Consider the following 17,553-nt stretch of genomic DNA (forward strand, 5'->3'; position numbering starts at 1 on the left):
CGTCGACGAGGACAGGATCTCGGCAAGGGTCAACTTTCACCTGCCGTCACGGGGTCAGTTTTCACGTGCCGTCGACACCGAGTTTCGAGGAACCGGACTAGGCACTGCCTTGACCCAGCGAGCCCTAGCCCTTGCCCCGGGCCTGCCAGCCACGCTCAGCAGCAGCAAGATGGGCTACGGGGTCTACCGCAGGCTCGGTTTCGTCGACGTAGGTCGTCCGATTCACTGGGCATGACCAACATAGACCACAGCGAGTTCCACGCGCCGCACGCCAAGTGAGGCCAACCTTGGCTGGAGTCGACAACCCCAGGCCGCAAAACTCGCGGCGACACCTGAAGCATCCTGTACTGCCGCACCGAGCGTGGCCGCACGCTCCTGCCGCGCTGCGACTGTGACCTTGAGCCGCCTGACTGGAATCAGTCAGCGCCCGGGAGGGCGTTCAATTCACGCGCCTCAGCCTCACGAGGGTCTGCAACTGCGCGTAGGTCGACATGCAGTTGCACGACCGAGGGTCCGGCCGGGAAGCCTTCTGGCCGGACCGCACCGTTGTGGGCGTAGATCTCGATGCTGTGGTCATTCAGACGCCACCACCAGCTGGGTCCGTGGCCCGCCGTTTCCTCGGTGGTCTCCTCGGGCGCTCCATGAACGTCGGCGACCTGCTGGGCCAACTCAGCCGCAGCGTCGCGGACGTCGTCCCAGCCATGGTCGTCCCACAGGAACCAAAAGACGTCCGCGAATCGCTCATGGTACGTGCTCCACCCTGCCCGAGCCGTGCCCCATATGGGCATCGAGGCCATATGCCAGGATCGACCACTGCCCTCAGCGGGTGTCTCTTCTGCAGTCTCAGTCGCGATGCCCTTGGAGCGCAGCCACGGAAGTCCATCGTCGATACCTTCTGGCCAAGGTGATCGCAGAATGGATGTGAGCTGGGACGCGACTTCTTGCGGCGACGGCCTCATGACGGAACCCTAGCGAGACAGACGCGACGTCGCCCTGGTCGAGCGCACTACTTTGCCGCGTGGAGCGTGGGGTCAGTGGTCGTGCTGCTGCAGGTCCTGTGCGACTCGATGCCTGAAATCCTTGTGCGTATTGCCTATGGGCAACTGCATCACCAGCCGCGCCTGAACTTCATCCCAGCCGAAGGAATCCTGCAGCGCGTGCAGCGCGTCGTCGAAGTCAGCCGATGCCGTCACCGTCTGCAGAACTCGGATGGGGTCCTTCAGGGCTTCGTCAACGGCGGCAAGGGCGTGCAGGCGCTGGTCAGGCATGCCCGAGTCTGGCACGGCTGGCCTCCATCCAGTGCGCGCTACTGCCGCCAGGAGGCCAGCCACGCTCGTCCACCTCCGCCGCGTCGCACCGTTCGTTCAAGACGCGGTCTCTGGGAGTCGGTGTGTCCGATGTGACCTGTCGACGCAACTGTCCGCCGGGCACGGTCCGAGTGCGCCGTCCGGAAACTACGCTCTATTCGTCACCCTCGTCTTCGGCGACGGGAATCAGTTCGGATGTTGGGATGATGTTCATGCCATCGTTCGGGAACCTAACGTGAGCGTCCCCATTGTGATCTCTGACTACGTACACGATGCCGACTTCACCCCCGGCAGCCTCTTTCCATCGCACTCTGTCACCCTGCTGGATCCCATCCATTGCCCTCCACCATCCTCTCAACGGTCTACGCACGAGCCCTCTGTGCTCGAACCCCATCGCACCGTACCGCCCGTCACCTTGCCGACGCGTCGGATCGGCCGCCTGGAGGACGGCCATACCCATCCGACTCTGCCGCGAAGCGCGCGTCGTGAGCGAGACGTCGCATGGAATTGGGAGACACGCCCTAGTGCCCGGACGCACCTGGCGCCCGATCCACCGCATAAGGTGGCGGCTCTATGCCCCTGGACCTTCCCGTCGCCGCCCGCACGCTGCCCAACGGTCTGCGTGTCGTCGTGAGCGAGGACCACGCCGTCCCGAGCGTCAGCATGAGCCTGTGGGTGGACGTGGGCTCGCGTCACGAGCAGGCAGGGCGGACCGGGCTGGCGCACCTGTTCGAGCACCTCATGTTCCAGGGCAGCGAGCTGGTCGCGGAGGGTGAGCACATGGCCTCGCTCATGGCCCACGGAGGCCGGGCGAACGCGACCACGAGCTTCGACCGGACCGCCTACGTGCAGTCGGTGCCGCGGAACTGCCTCGACCTGGCGCTGTGGCTGGAGGCGGACCGTCAGGGCCACCTCCTGCCGGCGCTGACGCAGGAGAACCTGGACAACCAGCGGGACGTGGTCGTGGAGGAGAAGCGGCAGCGCTACGACACCGTCCCCTACGGCACCGCCCTGCTCCTGCTCGGCGAGCTGCTCTTCCCCGCCGGCCATCCCTATGCGCACCCCACGATCGGCTCCATGGCGGACCTGGCGGCGGCCGGCTTGGAGGACGCCCACGCCTTCTACCGGGCGCACTACGGGCCGCGGACCAGCATCCTGACCCTGGTCGGAGACCTCACCGCGGACGAGGGGTTCGGTCTCGCCGAGCGCTACTTCGGGCACCTCGAGGACGCCACCACCGCCCGTCCGCCGACCACCGCCGCGCTGCCCCCGCTGCAGACCCCGGCCCGGACGGTGGTGACCGACGAGGGGGTGCCCTCCGAGCGGATCTACCTGGCCGCCCGGCTGCCCGCCGTCACCGACGAGGAGTTCCTGGCCTGCGCCCTCGCCCTCGATGCGCTGGCCACGCTGAGCATCTCCCGGGTGCACGAGTCACTGGTCCGCGGCTCGGAGGTCGCCAGCGGCGCCTCCGCCACGGCCCTCGGCCTGCGGGACGGCACCTCGATCGGGCTCATCGTCGTGGACGTGACCGAGGGCACCGACCCGGCGGAGGTCGAGCAGCAGCTGGCGGAGCTGCTCCGCGACTTCGCCGTCACCGGCCCGCGCGAGGTGGAGCTCGAGGCGTCCCGGGCGGACAGCGAGAGGTCGTGGCTGGAGGCGCTGGCCGGGTACGACGAGCGGGCCGAGCTGCTCAGCCGGGCCGCTCTGCTCTTCGGCGACGCCGGCCAGGTCAACGACCATCTCGACCGCGTCCTCGCCGTCACCGGCGACCAGGTGCGGGGCGCGGCCGGCCGCTACCTCGTGCCCGAGGCGATGGCGACCCTCGTCTACCGCTGGGAGGAGGGGTGATGAGCGGCCGACGCGTCCGCCGGCGCCCCGAGGTCGGGCCGCCCCTGCCCTGGGAGTTCCCGGAGGCGTCGACCCGCACGCTGCCCAACGGGCTGCGTCTGCTGCTGGTCGACCTGCCCGGCCAGCACGTGCTGTCACTCCGGCTGGCCCTGGCGGCTCCGCCCTCGCAGGAGGAGCGCGGCACCGAGGGGTCGACCCTGATGATGGCGCGCTGCCTCGACGAGGGCACCGCATCCCGCGACGCCACCGAGCTGGCGGAGCTCGTCGAGCGGCACGGCATCGCGCTGGGCGCCGGGGCGGGGGAGCGGGGCATCCACCTCGGTGTGGAGGTGACCGGGCGGCACCTGTCGCCCGCGCTCGACCTGCTGCTCGAGTGCCTGACCGAGCCGGCGTTCCCCGAGCGGGAGGTGGCCCGGCTGGTCCGGCACCGGCTCACCGACATCACGCACGAGCTCGCCGACCCGACCGGGCTGGCGCAGCACGAGTTCCGGCAGGCCTACTTCGACCCGGACGGCCGGTCCCACCTCCCCCTGGGCGGGGTCGCAGCCACCGTCCGTGAGCTCACCCCGGACGTGCTGCGTGCCCGCCACGCCAGCCTGTCCCCGCAGGACGGGGTCCTCGTGCTGGCGGGTGACCTGTCCGGCGTCGTGGACCCCGAGGGGCTGCTGGTGCGCACGCTCGGGAGCTGGCGGCCGCGCAGCTCGCCGACGGCGCAGGAGCCGTCCCCCTCGCGGCGGGCCCCGGACGCCGCCCGCCTGGTGGTCGTCCCCCGACCCGGCGCGGAGCAGACCGAGCTGCTGCTGGGTCGTCCCGGCCCGGATCGGCGCACACCTCACGGGTGGGGCACCTACCAGGCTCTCGCGATGCTCTTCGGCGGTGCACCGCACGCCCGGTTGGACCGGGTGCTGCGCGAGGAGCGGGGCTACACCTACGGCATGCGGCTGGGCTTCCGCCCGCGCCGCAGGGGCGGTCAGTGCATGGTCGGCGGCGCCGTGCGGGCCGATGCCACGCTGCCCGCCCTGCAGGAGACCCTCCGGATCCTGGCGGTGCCGGGCGAGGACCTGACCGCACGAGAGGTGCGCGAGGCCGCCGACTTCGTCGCCATGACGGCCCCCGGACGGTACCTCACCGCCGACACCGTCGCCGACGAGCTCGTGTCCCTCCTCGACGACGGCCTGCAGCCGTCCGTGGTCACCCGCACCCTGCAGGAGCTGCGTGGCCTCACCGTGGAGCAGGCCGCCGGGGCGTGGGACGAGGTGCGGGACGGACCGGGGTGGACCGTGGTGGTGGTCGGCGACCCGGAGGCCACCCGCGGCGTGGCCGCCTCCGACCTCGGGCCGGTGGAGTCGGTCGAGGGGGCCGGCCCTGCGCGTCAGCCCTGAGCCTCCTCGGCGCCGGCGAGGGTGGACAGGATCTCGGCGTGGAAGCGCCCGTTCGAGGAGATGACCGCCTGGCCGGGGCTCTGGGCCGTGAGCGGCTGGGCTGCCGGCTCGCCGGAGGGATCGGTCACCGTGCCGCCGGCCTCCCGCAGCAGCGGGGCCAGCGTCGCCAGCTGCAGCGGGTCCGCCCACGCCGACAGGCTGACGTCGAGCGCTCCCTCGGCGACCAGGGCGTGGCTCCAGAACTCACCGTAGGCGCGGGTCCGCCACACCCGGTCGGTCAGCGCGCTGAAACCCGGCCCGTGGGGTCCGTGCATCCAGCCGGCCACGTCGTCGGCGGACAACGAGGCGTGCGCCAGCACACTCGTCGGGGAGACCGCGATCCGCCGTGCCCGGGCCAGGGTGCGCCCGGTCCAGGCGCCCGACCCGACGCCGGCCCACCACCGACGGGCCAGCATCGGGGCGGCCACCAGCCCGAGCACCGGCACGTCCTCGACGACCAGGCTGATCAGGGTCGCCCACACGGGCACCCCGCGGACGTAGTTCGCGGTCCCGTCGATCGGGTCGATCACCCACCGCCGGGCACCGTGACCGGTCGCGTCCATGGTGCGCCCCTCGACCCGGTCGCGCGGGCGGGTGCGGTGCAGCTGGTGCCGGAGCAGCTCCTCCAGGCGGGTCGCCGCGGGCGTGGTCAGCAACCCGTCGTCCCCCACCTGGACCTCGGCCTCGAGGGAACCGAAGAGGTCGAGCGAGGTGCGCTCCACCGCGTCCGCGAGGACGTGGGCGAGTCTCAGGTCGTCGTCGTAGCCAGCCACCTGCTCACCGTAACCGCTGGTCAGCCCTCATCCGTGCTCATCGCTGCTCCGGCTGCGCAGCAGCCGCCGGAGCGACTCCAGCCGGGCTGCGCCGGCCGGTCCCGCCCGTCCGGCCCCGACCCAGTCGTCGAGGGCGCAGTCCGGCTCGTCGTGGCTGCAGCCGCGCGGGCACGACACGGTGCCACCGGCCAGGTCGTCGAAGTGCTCGACGAAGGTGTCCGGGTCCACGTGCCCCAGGCCGAAGGACCGGACACCGGGTGTGTCCACCACCCACCCGCCCTCGGCCAGCTCCAGGGCGATCGCCGAGGTGGAGGTGTGCCGCCCACGACCGGTCACGGCGTTGACCTCGCCCGTCGCCCGCAGCGCGTCCGGGACGAGGGCGTTGACCAGGGTCGACTTGCCGACGCCCGAGTGGCCCACGAGCACGCTCGTGCGGTCCCGCAGCAGGGACCGCACCAGGTCCACCGCCTCGGCGTCCAGCATCCGGCCCGCTCCGCCGTCGCCGGCGCTCCCGGTGACCACCGAGGGCACGTCGAGCGCGGTGTAGTGCTGGAGGAAGCCGTCCGGAGAGGCCAGGTCGGCCTTGGTGAGGACCAGGAGGGGGTCGAGCCCGGCGTCGTAGGCGGCGACCAGGCACCGGTCGACCATCCGCTCACGGGGCGCGGGGTCCGCGAGGGCGGTCACGATGACGAGCTGGTCGGCGTTGGCGACGATGACCCGCTCGACGGTGTCGGTGTCGTCGGCGCTGCGGCGCAGCACGGTGCGGCGCTCCTCGACGCGGACGATCCGGGCCAGGGTGTCCGGCCGGCCCGAGGTGTCGCCGACCATCGCGACCCGGTCACCGACCACGATGCGGCTCCGGCCGAGCTCGCGGGCCCGCATGGCGACGACGGTCCGGTCCGCGAGCCGGGTGGTGTAGCGACCACGATCGACGGTCGTCACCATGCCCACGACGGCGTCCTCGTGGGAGGGCCGGTCCTTGGTGCGGGGCCGCGACCCCTTGCGCGAGGGCCGGACGCGCACGTCCGACTCGTCGAGGTGGTCGTACCGACCGCTCACGGGGTGGTCACCGCACCACCGGCGAGGGCACGGCGGTGGCGACCGCCCTCTCCCAGGCGGCGTCGAAGCCCGGGAAGGTCTTGTCCGCCGTCGCCACGTCCTCGACCTCGACGCCGTCGACCCTCGATCCGACGACGGCGGCGAACATCGCCATGCGGTGGTCGTGGTAGGTCCGGCAGCGCGCGCCGTGCAACGGGCCAGGGTGGACCTCCAGCCCGTCCGGGCGTTCCCGTGCCCCAGCACCGAGCCGCTCGAGCTCGGTGCGCAGCGCCGCCAGGCGGTCGGTCTCGTGGCCGCGCAGGTGGCCGATGCCGCTGAGCCGGCTGGGCGAGGTGGCCAGGGCGCACAGGGCCGCGACGACGGGCGTGAGCTCGCCGACCTCCGACAGGTCGAGATCCACGCCGTCCAGGCTCCCGTCCGCCCGGCCGTGGGCCTCGAGGCCACGCTCGGTCAGCTCGGTCCGTGCCCCCATGGCCGCGAGGATCTCACGCATCCTCATCCCGGGCTGGGTGGTCCGCTCGGGCCAGCCCGGGACCACCACGCGGCCCCCGGTCGCCGCCGCCAGCGCCACGAACGGCGCCGCCGAGGACAGGTCCGGCTCGACGACCGCGTCGACGGCTTGGACCGCACCCGGATGGACCCGCCAGCTCGACGGCGTGGGCCGGTCCACCCGCACCCCGGCCGTGCGCAGCACGTCGAGGGTCATCTCGATGTGCGGCACGCTGGGCAGGACCTCGCCCACGTGCTGCAGCAGCATGCCGCGGGGGTATGCCGCGCCCGCGAGCAGCAGCGCGGAGACGAACTGGGAGCTCGCGGAGGCGTCGATGCGCACCTCCGGCACGGAGCCGACGTCCGGCCCGGCGGCGCCGCGGACGCCACCGTCCACGACGAAGGGCAGGGTGCCCGCGCCCTCCTCCTCCACCCTCGCCCCGAGGGCGCGCATGCCGTCCAGGACCGGGCCGACCGGCCGGGTCCGAGCGCTCGGGTGCCCGTCGAACCGGACCGGCCCGTCGGCGAGCGCGGCCACCGGAGGCACGAACCGCATGACGGTGCCGGCCTGACCGCAGTCGATGTCCGTGCCGCCGCGCAGTCCCCCGGTCGGTGGCCGGATCAGCCATCGGGCCGCATCGGTGTCGTCGACCTCCGCGCCGAGGGCGCGCAGGGCGGCGACCATCCGCTCGCTGTCCCGGGAACGCAGCGGTTGGGTCAGTGAGCCGGGTCCGTCGGCGAGGAGGGCCAGCACCAGCCAGCGGTTGGTCAGGGACTTGCTGCCCGGGATCCGGACCGTGGCGTCGACCGGGCCCGGCGCGGCGGGTGCGGCCCACCAGCTCGGCGGCCCAGTGCTCATCGGTGCGTGCTCCTCGGGGTCGGACGGTCCTCGGGCGAGAGGTCGGCCTCCACGCTATCGCCTGCGGCTCCTGTGGCCAGCCCGTCGAGGAACTCGCCGGCATACCCGATCACGGCGGCGAGGTCGCGGGTGGGGGAGTGGGTGCCCGGGACGGAACGGAGCTGCAGCATCTCCATCCCGTCCACCGCCTTCGCGATCTCCTCCGGGGTGCCCATCGGATCCCGGGCACCGTTGACGACCAGCGTGGGCAGGCCGGCTCCGGGCGGGCGGGCGAGCTCTGCGGCGCGGCTGCGCTCGGGGCGACCCGGCGGATGCAGCGGGAAGGCGAGGCACAGCACCCCGGCGACACCGGCGACGGCCACGCCGTCCGAGCCGACGCTGGTGCGACAGGCGACCCGCGCGCCCGCGCTGCGCCCTCCGTAGACCCAGGGTCGGGGCAGCGGGGACCCGTCGGGCGCCTCGTCGCGCGTGCTGAGCCGCTCGACCACCTGGATCCAGGCGTCGTCGAGGGTCGGTGGTGGCGTCGCGACCCTGCGGCCGGCCACCCGCCACGGCTGGTCCACCAGGAGCACGGCCCACCCCTCCTGGCTCAGCGTGGTCAGGGCCCGCACGTCCGCGGCGTCGCGGGAGCCGCCGGCGCCGTGGCCCAGCAGCAGGGTCCCGCGAGGGGTCCCGCGCGGAGGCACCAGCCGCACCTGGGCCGGACCCCTGGTCGTGGGGACGTCCTGGCGGGCGAGGTCGAGCACCGGCACGACCAGGTTCACCCGCCGACCACCTCGCCGGTCACGGGGTCGACGACCCCGACCAGGTCCTCTGCCGGCGCCGGCTCCACGAGCTGGGGGCCGGTGCTCCGGGAGCTGCCGACCGACCTGCCCACGGCCCAGGCCTGGAACCGCCCCGGCAGGTGGGCGGCGTCGATGATCGAGCGGACGTCCTCGGGCGCGGTGACCTCCGGGTCCAACCAGTCCTCCCACTGCTCCGGCTCGAGCGCCAACGGCTGGCGGTCGTGGATGCGGTCCAGGCCGGGCTCGGCGCTCGTCGTCACGACGGCGTACGACACGATCCACCCGAGCGGGTCGTCCTCGGCGGCGGAGGGATCGCGCCAGAACTCGTACACACCCGCCAGGGCCAACGGCACCTCGTCGCCACGGCTGACGTAGAACGGCTGCTTGCGCGGCTTGCCCTTCGCGTCGGTGGCCACCGGGCTGACCTGCCACTCGTACCACCCGCTGATAGGCACGAGACACCTGCGGGCGAGCGCCGGGCGGGAGTAGGCGGGCTTGTCCAGCAGCGTCTCCTGCCGGGCGTTGATCATGCGTGCGCCGATGGCGGGGTCCTTCGCCCACGAGGGCACGAGGCCCCAGGTGAGGAGGCGGAGCTGGCGCGCCGGCTCGGCATGCTCGCGCGGTGTGCGGGTGAGCACCACGGGTGCCTGCTTGCTGGGTGCCACGTTGTAGTCGGGCTCCCCGGGCGGGGGCTGCTGCGGGTTCTTCAGCACGCTCCGGGACACCTGGTCGGTGGCGTCGAGATCGATGTCGTAGGCCTCGACGAGCTCGTCCGGGTGCGCGCTGGCGGCATACCTGCCACACATCAGTCCGGCCCGCCTCTCACTGTCGGTAGCTGGAGAGGAAGTTTCCCATGCGTTCCAGGGCGGACCGCAGGTCCGCACCCCACGGCAGCGTCACGACCCTGAGGTGGTCGGGAGTCGGCCAGTTGAATCCGGTCCCGTGCACCACCAGGATCTTCTCGCGCTCGAGCAGGTCCAGGCACAGCTGCTCGTCGTCGTGGATCTCGTGCACCTCGGGGTCCAGCCTCGGGAAGACGTAGAGGGCGCCGCGAGGTTCCACGCAGCTCACGCCGTCCATCGCGTTGAGCATGGTGGTGGCGATGTCGCGCTGCTCGGCGAGGCGCCCCCCGGGCCGGATCAGCTCCTCGATGCTCTGGTGCCCGGACACGGCCACCTGGATGGCGTGCTGCGCGGGGACGTTGGGGCACAGGCGGGTGGAGGCGAGCAGCTCGATGCCTTCGAGGAAGCCCTTGGCGTGGGACGTCGGCCCGGTGATCGCGACCCACCCTGCCCGGTAGCCCGCGACGCGGTAGGTCTTGGACAGGCCGTTGAAGGTGAGGCACAGCAGGTCCGGCGCCAGGGAGGCCACCGCGACGTGGGCGGCGTCGTCGTAGACGATGCGGTCGTAGATCTCGTCGGAGAGCAGCAGCAGCGAGTGCTCCCGGGCCAGCTCGACGATCTGCTCCAGCACCTCACGCGAGTAGACGGCCCCGGTCGGGTTGTTGGGGTTGATGATGACCAGCGCCTTGGTGCGTGGCGTGATCTTGGCCCGGATGTCCTCCACCTGCGGGTTCCAGCCGTCCTGCTCGTCGCACAGGTAGTGGTGCGGCGTGCCCCCGGCGAGGCTGGTGGCAGCGGTCCACAGCGGGTAGTCGGGGGCCGGAACCAACACCTCGTCACCCGGCTCCAGCAGGGCCTGGAGGACCAGCATGATGAGCTCGGAGACGCCGTTGCCGAGGTAGACCCGGTCCACGTCCAGGTCCGGGAAGCCGTCCTCCTCCTGGTAGCGGGAGACCACGGCACGACGGGCCGAGAGGATGCCCTTGGACTCCGAGTACCCCTGCGCCGTGGGCAGCGCCGCGATCATGTCCTGCAGGATGATGTCGGGAGCCTCGAAGCCGAACGGGGCCGGGTTGCCGATGTTCAGCTTGAGGATCCGGTGCCCCTCCGCCTCCAGTGCGGCGGCACGGGCCGCCACCGGGCCGCGGATCTCGTAGAGGACGTTCTGCAGCTTGGCCGGCTGGGTCAGCGGGCGGAGCCGCGCGGTGCGGGGGCTGGTGGTCACGGCACCATGCTCCCACTGCGGGGTCGGAGGCGGTCATCCGGGAATGCCGTGGGCCATGGACCGCGTTGTCGCCTGAGTCCGACCGTCCCCTGCAGGAGGCACCCCTTGCTCACCACCACTGCCGCACGCGGCGAGCCCGCCGGCGCCTTCGCCCTCAGCGGGACGCACGGGCTAGGCTGGGCGACGATGACTACTGATCAGCCGAGGGTCGACGACATCGACGCCGAGGCGGTGGCCGAGGCTGACGCGACGGTCGATGTCGCGACCGAGAGCCCCGCCGACCGGGCCGCACGGTTCGAGCGCGAGGCGATGCCGTTGCTGGACCAGATGTACAGCGCCGCGCTGCGCACGACCCGCAACCCGACCGACGCCGAGGACCTGGTGCAGGAGACCTACGCCAAGGCGTTCGCGGCCTTCCACCAGTACCGTCCCGGCACCAACCTGCGGGCCTGGATGTACCGCATCCTCACCAACTCCTACATCAACAGCTATCGCAAGAAGCAGCGGCAGCCGCTGGAGTCCGACGCGGCAGAGGTCGAGGACTACCAGCTGGCACGGGCCGCGTCGCACACCTCCCGGGGGCTGCGCTCGGCCGAGGCCGAGGCGCTGGACCACCTGCCGGACAGCGACGTGACGAGGGCGCTGGCCAGCATCGGGGAGGACTTCCGGATGGCTGTCTACCTCGCGGACGTCGAGGGCTTCTCCTACAAGGAGATCGCCGAGATCATGGACACCCCGATCGGCACCGTCATGTCCCGGTTGCACCGGGGACGCAAGCAGCTGCGAGACCTGCTCACCGACTACGCCGTCGACCGCGGCATCGTCCGGGCCGAGGAGGGGTCGTGATGGCAGAGGACCTGCCCGAGAAGGCCGACTGTGCCGGCGTGCTGCTGCGGCTCTTCGAGTTCGTGGACAACGAGACCGGCCCGGTGGACCGCGAGCGCATCCGGGAGCACCTGGACGAGTGCGGTTCCTGCCTCGCGGAGTATGACCGGGAGCTGCTGCTCAAGGCGCTGGTCCGGCGCGCCTGCGTCCGGCAGGCTGCGCCGGAGGGCCTGCGCGCCCAGATCCTCACCCGCATCACCAGCACCAGCGTGACGGTCGTGCGGCGGCGCGAGGGCTGACACCGAGCCGCACCGCACACGCACGAGGGCCGACCAGGATGTCTGGTCGGCCCTCGTGCGTGTGCGGTTCAGGCGTTCGGCTTGCGGCCGTGGTTGGCCGCCTTCTTCTTGCGGTCGCGACGCTTGCGTGCACGCTTGCTCATCGGTCCTCCTGAGGTGGGGTTTCTCGCTCCAGTGTCCCACAGCCAGGGCGCACCAACTGACCTGTGACTCAAGTCACACTGAGGGTAAAGACTTGTTCAAGAATACGCACGGTTTTGCCATGAGAGCGCGCTCTCACGGGCGCTGTGTGGCACCCTAGAGGGAAGCCGGTTGGTCTCACCGGCACCTGCTCCTCCCCGTGTGGAGCATCCCTACGGAAGGACACCACTATGCTGCACCTCATCGTCGACATCTTCAGCTCCGGCGCCTTCGAGGCGTTCTTCGGCTTCATCGACGTCGTGTCCTGGGAGGACTGACGACTAGCACGTCGAGGAAGAGGGGCGCGGATCGCAGTGATCCGCGCCCCTCTCGCATGCGCGTGTGGCTTCTCGTCCTCACCCTGGCCGTGGTGGCCGTGGTGGTCGTGGGGTGGGCCCAGCTAGGCATCGGCACGGACCAGACGGTCGGCACCGGGAGCCTGGTCATCCTCGTCGTGCTGGCCACCCTGGGGGTGGTGATCCGGGAACGCGGGCTGGGACCGCACTGGGGGGTGTCCGTGGCGACGGTGGTGCTCGCGGCCACCATCCCGCTGGCGGGTGCCTTCGGGGCGGCTCTCGTCGGGGGGTGCGCCTATCTCGCGGACCCCGGGGCGCGAACCCTGAGGACCAGACTCTTCAACGTCGCCATGACGGCCGCCATGGGAGCGGTGGGTGGCGTCTGCTACAGCCTCGTCGGGGGAAGCTTCGTCCAAGGAGCCAGCTTCTCCGCCCTCGAGCTCCTGCTACATGTCGGCGCACCGCTCGCGGTGGCGTATGTGGTCATGGCGCTCGTGAACTCGTTCTGCATCGGCGTCATGTCCTTCGTCGTCCGGGGCACGCGCGTGCTCAGCGTGGCGCGTGCGGTGCTGAGCAGCCTGGGCTGGGGATACCTCTCGCACGCCGTGACCGCCTTCCTCTTCGTCGTGCTCTGGGGGCCGGTGGGTCTGGGTGCGACCTCGGCGCTGTTCGTGCTGGGTCCGTTGCTCATCGTGCACTGGACCATCGGCCGGGACGCCCTGGCCCGGCGGGAGCACCAGGAGACGGTCACGACGTTCGTCGCCGCACTGGAGCAGGCGGACCCGGCCTCGGTCGGTCACAGCGCGCGGGTCGCCGACGTCGCCGAGGCCATCGGCGCACAGCTCGGCCTCGGGGGCGAGGCCGCGGAGGACCTGCGGTACGCCGCGCTGCTGCACGACATCGGCCTGATCGTGGTGCGCCCCGAGTTCCCGAGCGACCCCCAGGACGAGATCGCCTACCTGAGCGCGCTCAGCGCCCACCCGCCGGCGGGCGTCAGCGTGCTGGCCGGGCTGGACTTCCTCGAGGGCTCCCTGCCGGCGATCGCCCACCACCACGAGCGATGGGACGGTCGCGGCTACCCGGCCGGCCTGGCCGGCGAGCAGATCCCCCTCGCGGCACGGATCATCGCGGTCGCGGACGCCTTCGACGCCCTCCTCGGCGACCAGGAGATTGTCTCGGCGGAGCCGGGTGCGGCGGCAGCCGAGCTGCGCCGGCGGGCGGGCACCCATCTCGACCCACGCGTCGTCGAGGCGTTCGAGGCGGCGCTGGCCCGGCAGGGTGCACTGGGCCGCCGGCCACTCCCGGCGACGGTGTCAGGGCGCACGGCCCGGCTGCAGGACCACGACCATCCCGGCGTCAGCGACTCGTTCGCCGACTGGCAGCCCGAGACGGTGGGTCAGTCGTGAGGCGCACAGTGAGGGCCTCATGGCACTGACCTGGAGCGTCGCCCTGGTCGGGCTGCTGGCGATGGTGATCAGCGAGGCCTGGAGGCAGAGGTCCACGGCTCCCGTGCGCGACGCGCCGCTGACCCAGGCGGCCGCCATGGCGCTGGTGATGTCGACGGCGTGGCCGGTGACGGCCCGAGGTCTCGGCGACGTCGTGGGCCTGCTCGGACCGTTGCTCCTGGCGGCGGCCGCCGTCCTCGGGGTGGCGGCGTGGCAGCGCAGGCTCGGCGACGCGCCCCAGGACCTCCTGCGACTCGGGACGTCGGTGATCGTGGCCGGCCTGCTGGTGCGGATCCCCGGCCCCACCGGGATGACGCTGCTGGAGCGGATCTGGCACCCGGGGGGCGGCACGGTGCTGTTCGCCCTCGTGCTGCTCGTGGTGGGTGTCGTGGCCGTCGGCGCACCTCTCATCGGGCGCGCGGTGCACGCCGCGGTGAGCGGGCGGGACACCCCGTGGGCGAGCGTCGTCGGCGAGCTGGGTCCGCAGGCCCTCGTCTCCCTCGCCGGTGCCTCCACCGCCGTGGTGATGTCCCTTGCCCTGACCGAGCTCGGTCCGGCCAGCCTCGTCCTGTTCCTGGTCCCGCTGCTCGTGCTGCAGCCCGCGGTGGCGCGGCAACGACGCATCCGGCTGGCCCAGCGCCAGACGATCTTCGCCCTGGCACGGCTCCCCGAGGAGGCCGGCTTCGCCGCGCCGGGGCACGGGTCACGGGTCGCGGCGCTGGCCGTGCCGATCGCCCGGGACCTGGGGGTGGACGCCGCCGACCTGCCGGACGTGGAGGCGGCCGCGCTGCTGCACGACATCGGCCAGGTCGGCCTCCCGCGGCCGGTGCCGGACGGGGCCACCGTGGAGGTCTCGGCGCGGGACCAGCGAGCCATCGCCTTCACCGGCTCCTCGATCCTGGCGCGGACGGCCGAGCTCTCCCGGCTGGCCACGCACGTGGCCGACGTCGGTCTCGCGCAGCACCGGGCGACCGAGCGGGGTGACGTGTCCGTCATCTCCCGCGTGGTGCGCGTGGCCTCCGCCTACGACGACCTCACCGGGCGGACCACCCGGTTGGCCGGTGCCGCGGGACCCGTCCAGGCCCTGGAGCGCATCCTGCGCAGCACGCCGCACGACTACGACGCGGCCGTGGTCGACGCCCTGATCCGGCAGCTCGAGCGCAGGGACGTGCTCTCGGCCAGCCAGGCGTCCGCGCTGCGCACCTGAGGACACGACAGCGCCCGGCGGCATGGGCCGCCGGGCGCTGTCGTGTCGGGGGATCAGCCCTGCTTGGTCTCGGCGAAGATCTCGGCGATGCGGTCGATCTTGGCGAGCAGCTCGTCAGCCGTCGCGACGTCGAAGCTGCCCTTGGTGCCGGACGCGCCGGCCAGCTTGGTGGCCTCGTTGACGAGCACGTGCAGCTCGGGGTACTTCTCGAAGTGCGGCGGCTTGAAGTAGTCGGTCCACAGCACCCAGAGGTGGTGCTTGACCAGCTCCGAGCGCTGTTCCTTGATGATCATCGCGCGCATGCGGAAGTCCGCGTCATCGTTGTCTGCGACCTTCTCGCAGATCTTCTTGACCGATTCGGCCTCGATGCGGGCCTGGGCGGGGTCGTAGACACCGCAGGGCAGGTCGCAGTGCGCGCTGACCTCGATCGTGGGGGCGAAGAGCCTGGTGAACATCAGCCATCCTTGTGCGTAGTCGGGCGGGGGACTCCAACACCCCTCACGTTAGCCTGAGTGGGTGCTGCTCGCGATCGACACCGCCACCGGCATCGTCGGTGCCGCACTCCACGACGGTGAGCGGGTCCGTGCCGAGGTGGTCCACCACGACGTGCGGCGGCACGGGGAGCTGCTCGCCCCGGCGATCCAGGAGGCTCTCCGGGAGGCAGGCATACCCGCTGCCGAGCTCACCGCCGTGGTCTGCGGGGTCGGTCCCGGTCCGTTCACCGGCTTGCGGGTCGGGGTGGTCACCGCGCTGACCCTGGCGCACGGCCTCGGGCTCCCCACCCCCCAGGGCATCTGCTCGCTGGACGCCCTGGCCCATCAGGTCATGGGCACCCACGAGGGGGAGCTGCTCGTCGCCACCGACGCCCGCCGGCGCGAGGTCTACTGGGCCCACTACGCCGTCGGTCCGACGGACGCCCGGCGGATCGCCGGACCCGGGGTATGCGCTGACGCGGACCTGGCGGAGCAGCTGCGGACGCTGCCCACGGTCGGCCGCGGTGCCGAGCTCTACCCGGACGCGTTCAGCGGCGTCGCGCTCCCGGACGTCCGGGACGTGCGACCTGGCGCCCTGGCCGAGCTGGCGGTGCGGCTGCGGGCCGGCGACCACCCCGACGCGGAGACGGCGCTGCTGCCGCCGGAGCCGCTGTACCTGCGCCGGCCCGACGCCGTCGAGATGCGTCGATGAGGGCGGGCACCCACCTCCGGGCCGCGACCTGGCGCGACATCCCCGCCATGGCCGACCTGGAGCGCGCGGCCTTCCCGGAGGACCCGTGGGACGAGGCGAGCCTGTGGTCCGAGCTGGCCCGACGTCCCCGCCGGTCCTACCTGGTGGCGCACGACCCACGGACGTCCGACCTGGTGGGGTATGCCGGTCTGGACCTCGGCGGCGACGTCGCCGACGTCATGACGCTGGCCGTCGACCCTCGGGCTCGCGGGCGTGGGGTCGGGACGCTGCTGCTGGACGAGCTGCACCACCGGGCCCGCGCCGCCGGTGCGGCCAGCGTGATGCTGGAGGTGCGCAGCGGCAACGACGTGGCCCGACGGCTCTACGCCTCCCGCGGCTACGCCCTGGTCCGCACGCGTCGGCGCTACTACCGGTCCGGCGAGGACGCCCTCGCCCTGCGCAAGGAGCTGTCGGCCGATGGATGAACCCCTGGTGCTGGGCATCGAGACCAGCTGCGACGAGACCGGCGTCGGCCTGGTCCGGGGCGAGACGCTGCTCTTCGACGCGATCGCCAGCAGCGTCGAGGAGCACGCCCGGTTCGGTGGCGTCGTCCCGGAGGTCGCCAGTCGCGCCCACCTGGAGGCGATGGTGCCGACCATCGAGCGCGCCTGCCGTGAGGCGGGGGTGCGGCTGGCGGACGTCGACGCGGTCTCGGTGACTGCGGGGCCAGGGCTCGCCGGGGCCCTCCTCGTCGGGGTCGCGGCCGCGAAGGCGCTGTCCCTCGGGCTGGGCGTCCCCCTCTACGGCGTGAACCACCTCGCGGCCCACGTCGCCGTCGACGTGGTGGAGCACGGCCCCCTGCCGGAGCCCACCATGGGGTTGCTGGTCAGCGGTGGTCACTCCAACCTGCTCCTGGTGCCGGACGTGACGCACGACATCCGGTCGCTGGGCGCCACGATCGACGACGCGGCAGGGGAGGCCTTCGACAAGGTGGCGCGGGTGCTGGGGCTGCCGTTCCCCGGAGGGCCGCACATCGACCGGGCCGCCCGGGAGGGCGACCAGGTGGCCATCGACTTCCCCCGCGGACTGACCTCGGGCAGGGACATGGAGCGGCACCGGTTCGACTACTCCTTCTCCGGCCTGAAGACGGCCGTCGCCCGGTGGGTGCAGGCGCGGGAGGCGGACGGCGAGCCGGTCCCGGTCGCGGACGTGGCCGCGAGCTTCCAGGAGGCGGTCGTGGACGTGCTCACCCGCAAGGCCGTCCTGGCGTGCTCCGAGCACGGTGTCGACGACCTGCTCATCGGCGGAGGGGTGGCGGCGAACAGCCGGCTGCGCGCCCTGGCCCAGGAGCGGTGCGACAGGGCGGGCATCAGGCTGCGGGTGCCTCGACCGGGCCTGTGCACCGACAACGGTGCGATGGTGGCGGCACTCGGCGCGCAGATGGTCACCCGGGGGCGGGACGCCTCCCGTCTGGACCTGCCGGCAGACTCCTCGCAGCCGGTGGAGCAGGTGCGTTCCTGACCCTGGGC

Annotated in this window: 19 protein-coding genes; 10 read left to right on the forward strand and 9 right to left on the reverse strand. The window is 72.4% G+C overall.

The annotated features are described in order from the left end of the window. Nucleotides 1–40: 40 nt before the first annotated feature. Nucleotides 41–235 (forward strand): GNAT family N-acetyltransferase, encoded by a 195-nt coding sequence (locus tag FXF60_RS16995; protein ID WP_367889971.1) that lies wholly within the window; start codon nucleotides 41–43, stop codon nucleotides 233–235. A 796-nt stretch (nucleotides 236–1,031) separates the two neighbouring features. Here the strand turns inward: FXF60_RS16995 and FXF60_RS15510 are convergent. After that, entirely contained in the window at nucleotides 1,032–1,268 is a 237-nt protein-coding gene (locus FXF60_RS15510) for a hypothetical protein (RefSeq protein WP_151526886.1), read from the reverse strand. A gap of 612 nt (nucleotides 1,269–1,880) precedes the next feature. On the opposite strand from FXF60_RS15510, the gene FXF60_RS15515 reads away from it, so the two are divergent. Both FXF60_RS15515 and FXF60_RS15520 read left to right on the forward strand, forming a co-directional pair. Beyond that, nucleotides 1,881–3,155 carry a M16 family metallopeptidase gene (locus FXF60_RS15515; protein WP_151526887.1) on the forward strand — a complete coding sequence of 425 codons (1,275 nt, stop codon included), beginning with the start codon at nucleotides 1,881–1,883 and terminating at the stop codon, nucleotides 3,153–3,155. Continuing rightward, nucleotides 3,155–4,537: a M16 family metallopeptidase gene (locus FXF60_RS15520; RefSeq protein WP_151526888.1), complete on the forward strand. Its 1,383-nt coding sequence runs from the start codon at nucleotides 3,155–3,157 to the stop codon at nucleotides 4,535–4,537. The genes FXF60_RS15515 and FXF60_RS15520 overlap by 1 nt, the downstream gene beginning before the upstream one ends. On the opposite strand, the gene FXF60_RS15525 is transcribed toward FXF60_RS15520, so the two are convergent. From FXF60_RS15525 to FXF60_RS15550, 6 genes are read right to left on the reverse strand one after another with little or no spacing between them, the layout of a single operon-like run. Further along, on the reverse strand, nucleotides 4,528–5,349 hold the full coding sequence (locus FXF60_RS15525) for an inositol monophosphatase family protein (RefSeq protein ID WP_151526889.1): 822 nt from the start codon (nucleotides 5,347–5,349) through the stop codon (nucleotides 4,528–4,530). The two genes, FXF60_RS15520 and FXF60_RS15525, sit on opposite strands and share 10 nt — an antisense overlap. 27 nt (nucleotides 5,350–5,376) lie before the next feature. Beyond that, complete coding sequence (gene rsgA / locus FXF60_RS15530; protein WP_192796777.1) at nucleotides 5,377–6,408, reverse strand: ribosome small subunit-dependent GTPase A; 1,032 nt, start codon at nucleotides 6,406–6,408, stop codon at nucleotides 5,377–5,379. Nucleotides 6,409–6,415: 7 nt separating this feature from the next. Further along, nucleotides 6,416–7,756 carry a 3-phosphoshikimate 1-carboxyvinyltransferase gene (aroA, locus tag FXF60_RS15535; RefSeq protein WP_151526890.1) on the reverse strand — a complete coding sequence of 447 codons (1,341 nt, stop codon included), beginning with the start codon at nucleotides 7,754–7,756 and terminating at the stop codon, nucleotides 6,416–6,418. Next, entirely contained in the window at nucleotides 7,753–8,520 is a 768-nt protein-coding gene (locus FXF60_RS15540) for an alpha/beta hydrolase family protein (RefSeq protein ID WP_192796778.1), read from the reverse strand. The genes aroA and FXF60_RS15540 overlap by 4 nt, the downstream gene beginning before the upstream one ends. Next, nucleotides 8,517–9,347 carry an SOS response-associated peptidase gene (locus FXF60_RS15545; protein WP_151526891.1) on the reverse strand — a complete coding sequence of 277 codons (831 nt, stop codon included), beginning with the start codon at nucleotides 9,345–9,347 and terminating at the stop codon, nucleotides 8,517–8,519. The genes FXF60_RS15540 and FXF60_RS15545 overlap by 4 nt, the downstream gene beginning before the upstream one ends. 16 nt (nucleotides 9,348–9,363) lie before the next feature. Continuing rightward, a complete protein-coding gene (locus FXF60_RS15550; RefSeq protein WP_151526892.1) occupies nucleotides 9,364–10,608 on the reverse strand; it encodes a pyridoxal phosphate-dependent aminotransferase in 1,245 nt (414 codons plus the stop codon). 186 nt (nucleotides 10,609–10,794) lie between these two features. Here FXF60_RS15550 and FXF60_RS15555 point away from each other — a divergent pair, with 186 nt between their 5' ends. Beyond that, on the forward strand, nucleotides 10,795–11,454 hold the full coding sequence (locus FXF60_RS15555) for a sigma-70 family RNA polymerase sigma factor (RefSeq protein ID WP_151526925.1): 660 nt from the start codon (nucleotides 10,795–10,797) through the stop codon (nucleotides 11,452–11,454). Continuing rightward, nucleotides 11,454–11,732: a mycothiol system anti-sigma-R factor gene (gene rsrA / locus FXF60_RS15560; protein WP_151526893.1), complete on the forward strand. Its 279-nt coding sequence runs from the start codon at nucleotides 11,454–11,456 to the stop codon at nucleotides 11,730–11,732. The genes FXF60_RS15555 and rsrA overlap by 1 nt, the downstream gene beginning before the upstream one ends. Before the next feature lie 68 nt (nucleotides 11,733–11,800). Here the strand turns inward: rsrA and FXF60_RS17025 are convergent, their stop codons facing one another. Beyond that, the gene (locus tag FXF60_RS17025) at nucleotides 11,801–11,875 is read right to left on the reverse strand and encodes a 50S ribosomal protein bL37 (RefSeq protein WP_373288732.1); all 75 of its coding nucleotides are present in this window, start codon (nucleotides 11,873–11,875) and stop codon (nucleotides 11,801–11,803) included. A gap of 377 nt (nucleotides 11,876–12,252) precedes the next feature. On the opposite strand from FXF60_RS17025, the gene FXF60_RS15565 reads away from it, so the two are divergent. Continuing rightward, a complete protein-coding gene (locus FXF60_RS15565; protein ID WP_151526894.1) occupies nucleotides 12,253–13,614 on the forward strand; it encodes an HD-GYP domain-containing protein in 1,362 nt (453 codons plus the stop codon). Between the two features lie 19 nt (nucleotides 13,615–13,633). Continuing rightward, nucleotides 13,634–14,860: an HD domain-containing protein gene (locus FXF60_RS15570; RefSeq protein WP_151526895.1), complete on the forward strand. Its 1,227-nt coding sequence runs from the start codon at nucleotides 13,634–13,636 to the stop codon at nucleotides 14,858–14,860. A gap of 53 nt (nucleotides 14,861–14,913) precedes the next feature. Here the strand turns inward: FXF60_RS15570 and sodN are convergent, their stop codons facing one another. Then, nucleotides 14,914–15,315, reverse strand: coding sequence for a superoxide dismutase, Ni (gene sodN, locus FXF60_RS15575; protein ID WP_151526896.1), 402 nt, complete (start codon nucleotides 15,313–15,315; stop codon nucleotides 14,914–14,916). Between the two features lie 61 nt (nucleotides 15,316–15,376). Between sodN and tsaB the strand changes: the two genes are divergently transcribed. Genes tsaB through tsaD form a run of 3 tightly spaced genes read left to right on the forward strand, consistent with a single transcriptional unit; the run spans nucleotide 15,377 to nucleotide 17,545 of the window. Further along, a complete protein-coding gene (gene tsaB, locus FXF60_RS15580) occupies nucleotides 15,377–16,045 on the forward strand; it encodes a tRNA (adenosine(37)-N6)-threonylcarbamoyltransferase complex dimerization subunit type 1 TsaB (protein WP_151526897.1) in 669 nt (222 codons plus the stop codon). Continuing rightward, nucleotides 16,042–16,509 (forward strand): ribosomal protein S18-alanine N-acetyltransferase, encoded by a 468-nt coding sequence (gene rimI, locus FXF60_RS15585; protein ID WP_151526898.1) that lies wholly within the window; start codon nucleotides 16,042–16,044, stop codon nucleotides 16,507–16,509. The genes tsaB and rimI overlap by 4 nt, the downstream gene beginning before the upstream one ends. Then, a complete protein-coding gene (gene tsaD / locus FXF60_RS15590) occupies nucleotides 16,502–17,545 on the forward strand; it encodes a tRNA (adenosine(37)-N6)-threonylcarbamoyltransferase complex transferase subunit TsaD (RefSeq protein WP_151526899.1) in 1,044 nt (347 codons plus the stop codon). Before rimI ends, tsaD begins: the two co-directional genes overlap by 8 nt. Nucleotides 17,546–17,553: the final 8 nt, after the last annotated feature.

It is taken from the genome of Serinicoccus kebangsaanensis (genome assembly GCF_008919445.1).
GTDB lineage: Bacteria > Actinomycetota > Actinomycetes > Actinomycetales > Dermatophilaceae > Ornithinicoccus > Ornithinicoccus kebangsaanensis.

Bases quoted from the DNA above. Each gene is read 5' to 3' on its own strand.
- FXF60_RS15510 (WP_151526886.1), bottom strand. From the start codon at position 1,268: ATGCCTGACCAGCGCCTGCACGCCCTTGCCGCCGTTGACGAAGCCCTG.
- FXF60_RS15515 (WP_151526887.1), top strand. From the start codon at position 1,881: ATGCCCCTGGACCTTCCCGTCGCCGCCCGCACGCTGCCCAACGGTCTG.
- FXF60_RS15520 (WP_151526888.1), top strand. From the start codon at position 3,155: ATGAGCGGCCGACGCGTCCGCCGGCGCCCCGAGGTCGGGCCGCCCCTG.
- aroA (WP_151526890.1), bottom strand. From the start codon at position 7,756: ATGAGCACTGGGCCGCCGAGCTGGTGGGCCGCACCCGCCGCGCCGGGC.
- FXF60_RS15545 (WP_151526891.1), bottom strand. From the start codon at position 9,347: ATGTGTGGCAGGTATGCCGCCAGCGCGCACCCGGACGAGCTCGTCGAG.
- FXF60_RS15555 (WP_151526925.1), top strand. From the start codon at position 10,795: ATGACTACTGATCAGCCGAGGGTCGACGACATCGACGCCGAGGCGGTG.
- rsrA (WP_151526893.1), top strand. From the start codon at position 11,454: ATGGCAGAGGACCTGCCCGAGAAGGCCGACTGTGCCGGCGTGCTGCTG.
- FXF60_RS15570 (WP_151526895.1), top strand. From the start codon at position 13,634: ATGGCACTGACCTGGAGCGTCGCCCTGGTCGGGCTGCTGGCGATGGTG.
- sodN (WP_151526896.1), bottom strand. From the start codon at position 15,315: ATGTTCACCAGGCTCTTCGCCCCCACGATCGAGGTCAGCGCGCACTGC.
- rimI (WP_151526898.1), top strand. From the start codon at position 16,042: ATGAGGGCGGGCACCCACCTCCGGGCCGCGACCTGGCGCGACATCCCC.
- tsaD (WP_151526899.1), top strand. From the start codon at position 16,502: ATGGATGAACCCCTGGTGCTGGGCATCGAGACCAGCTGCGACGAGACC.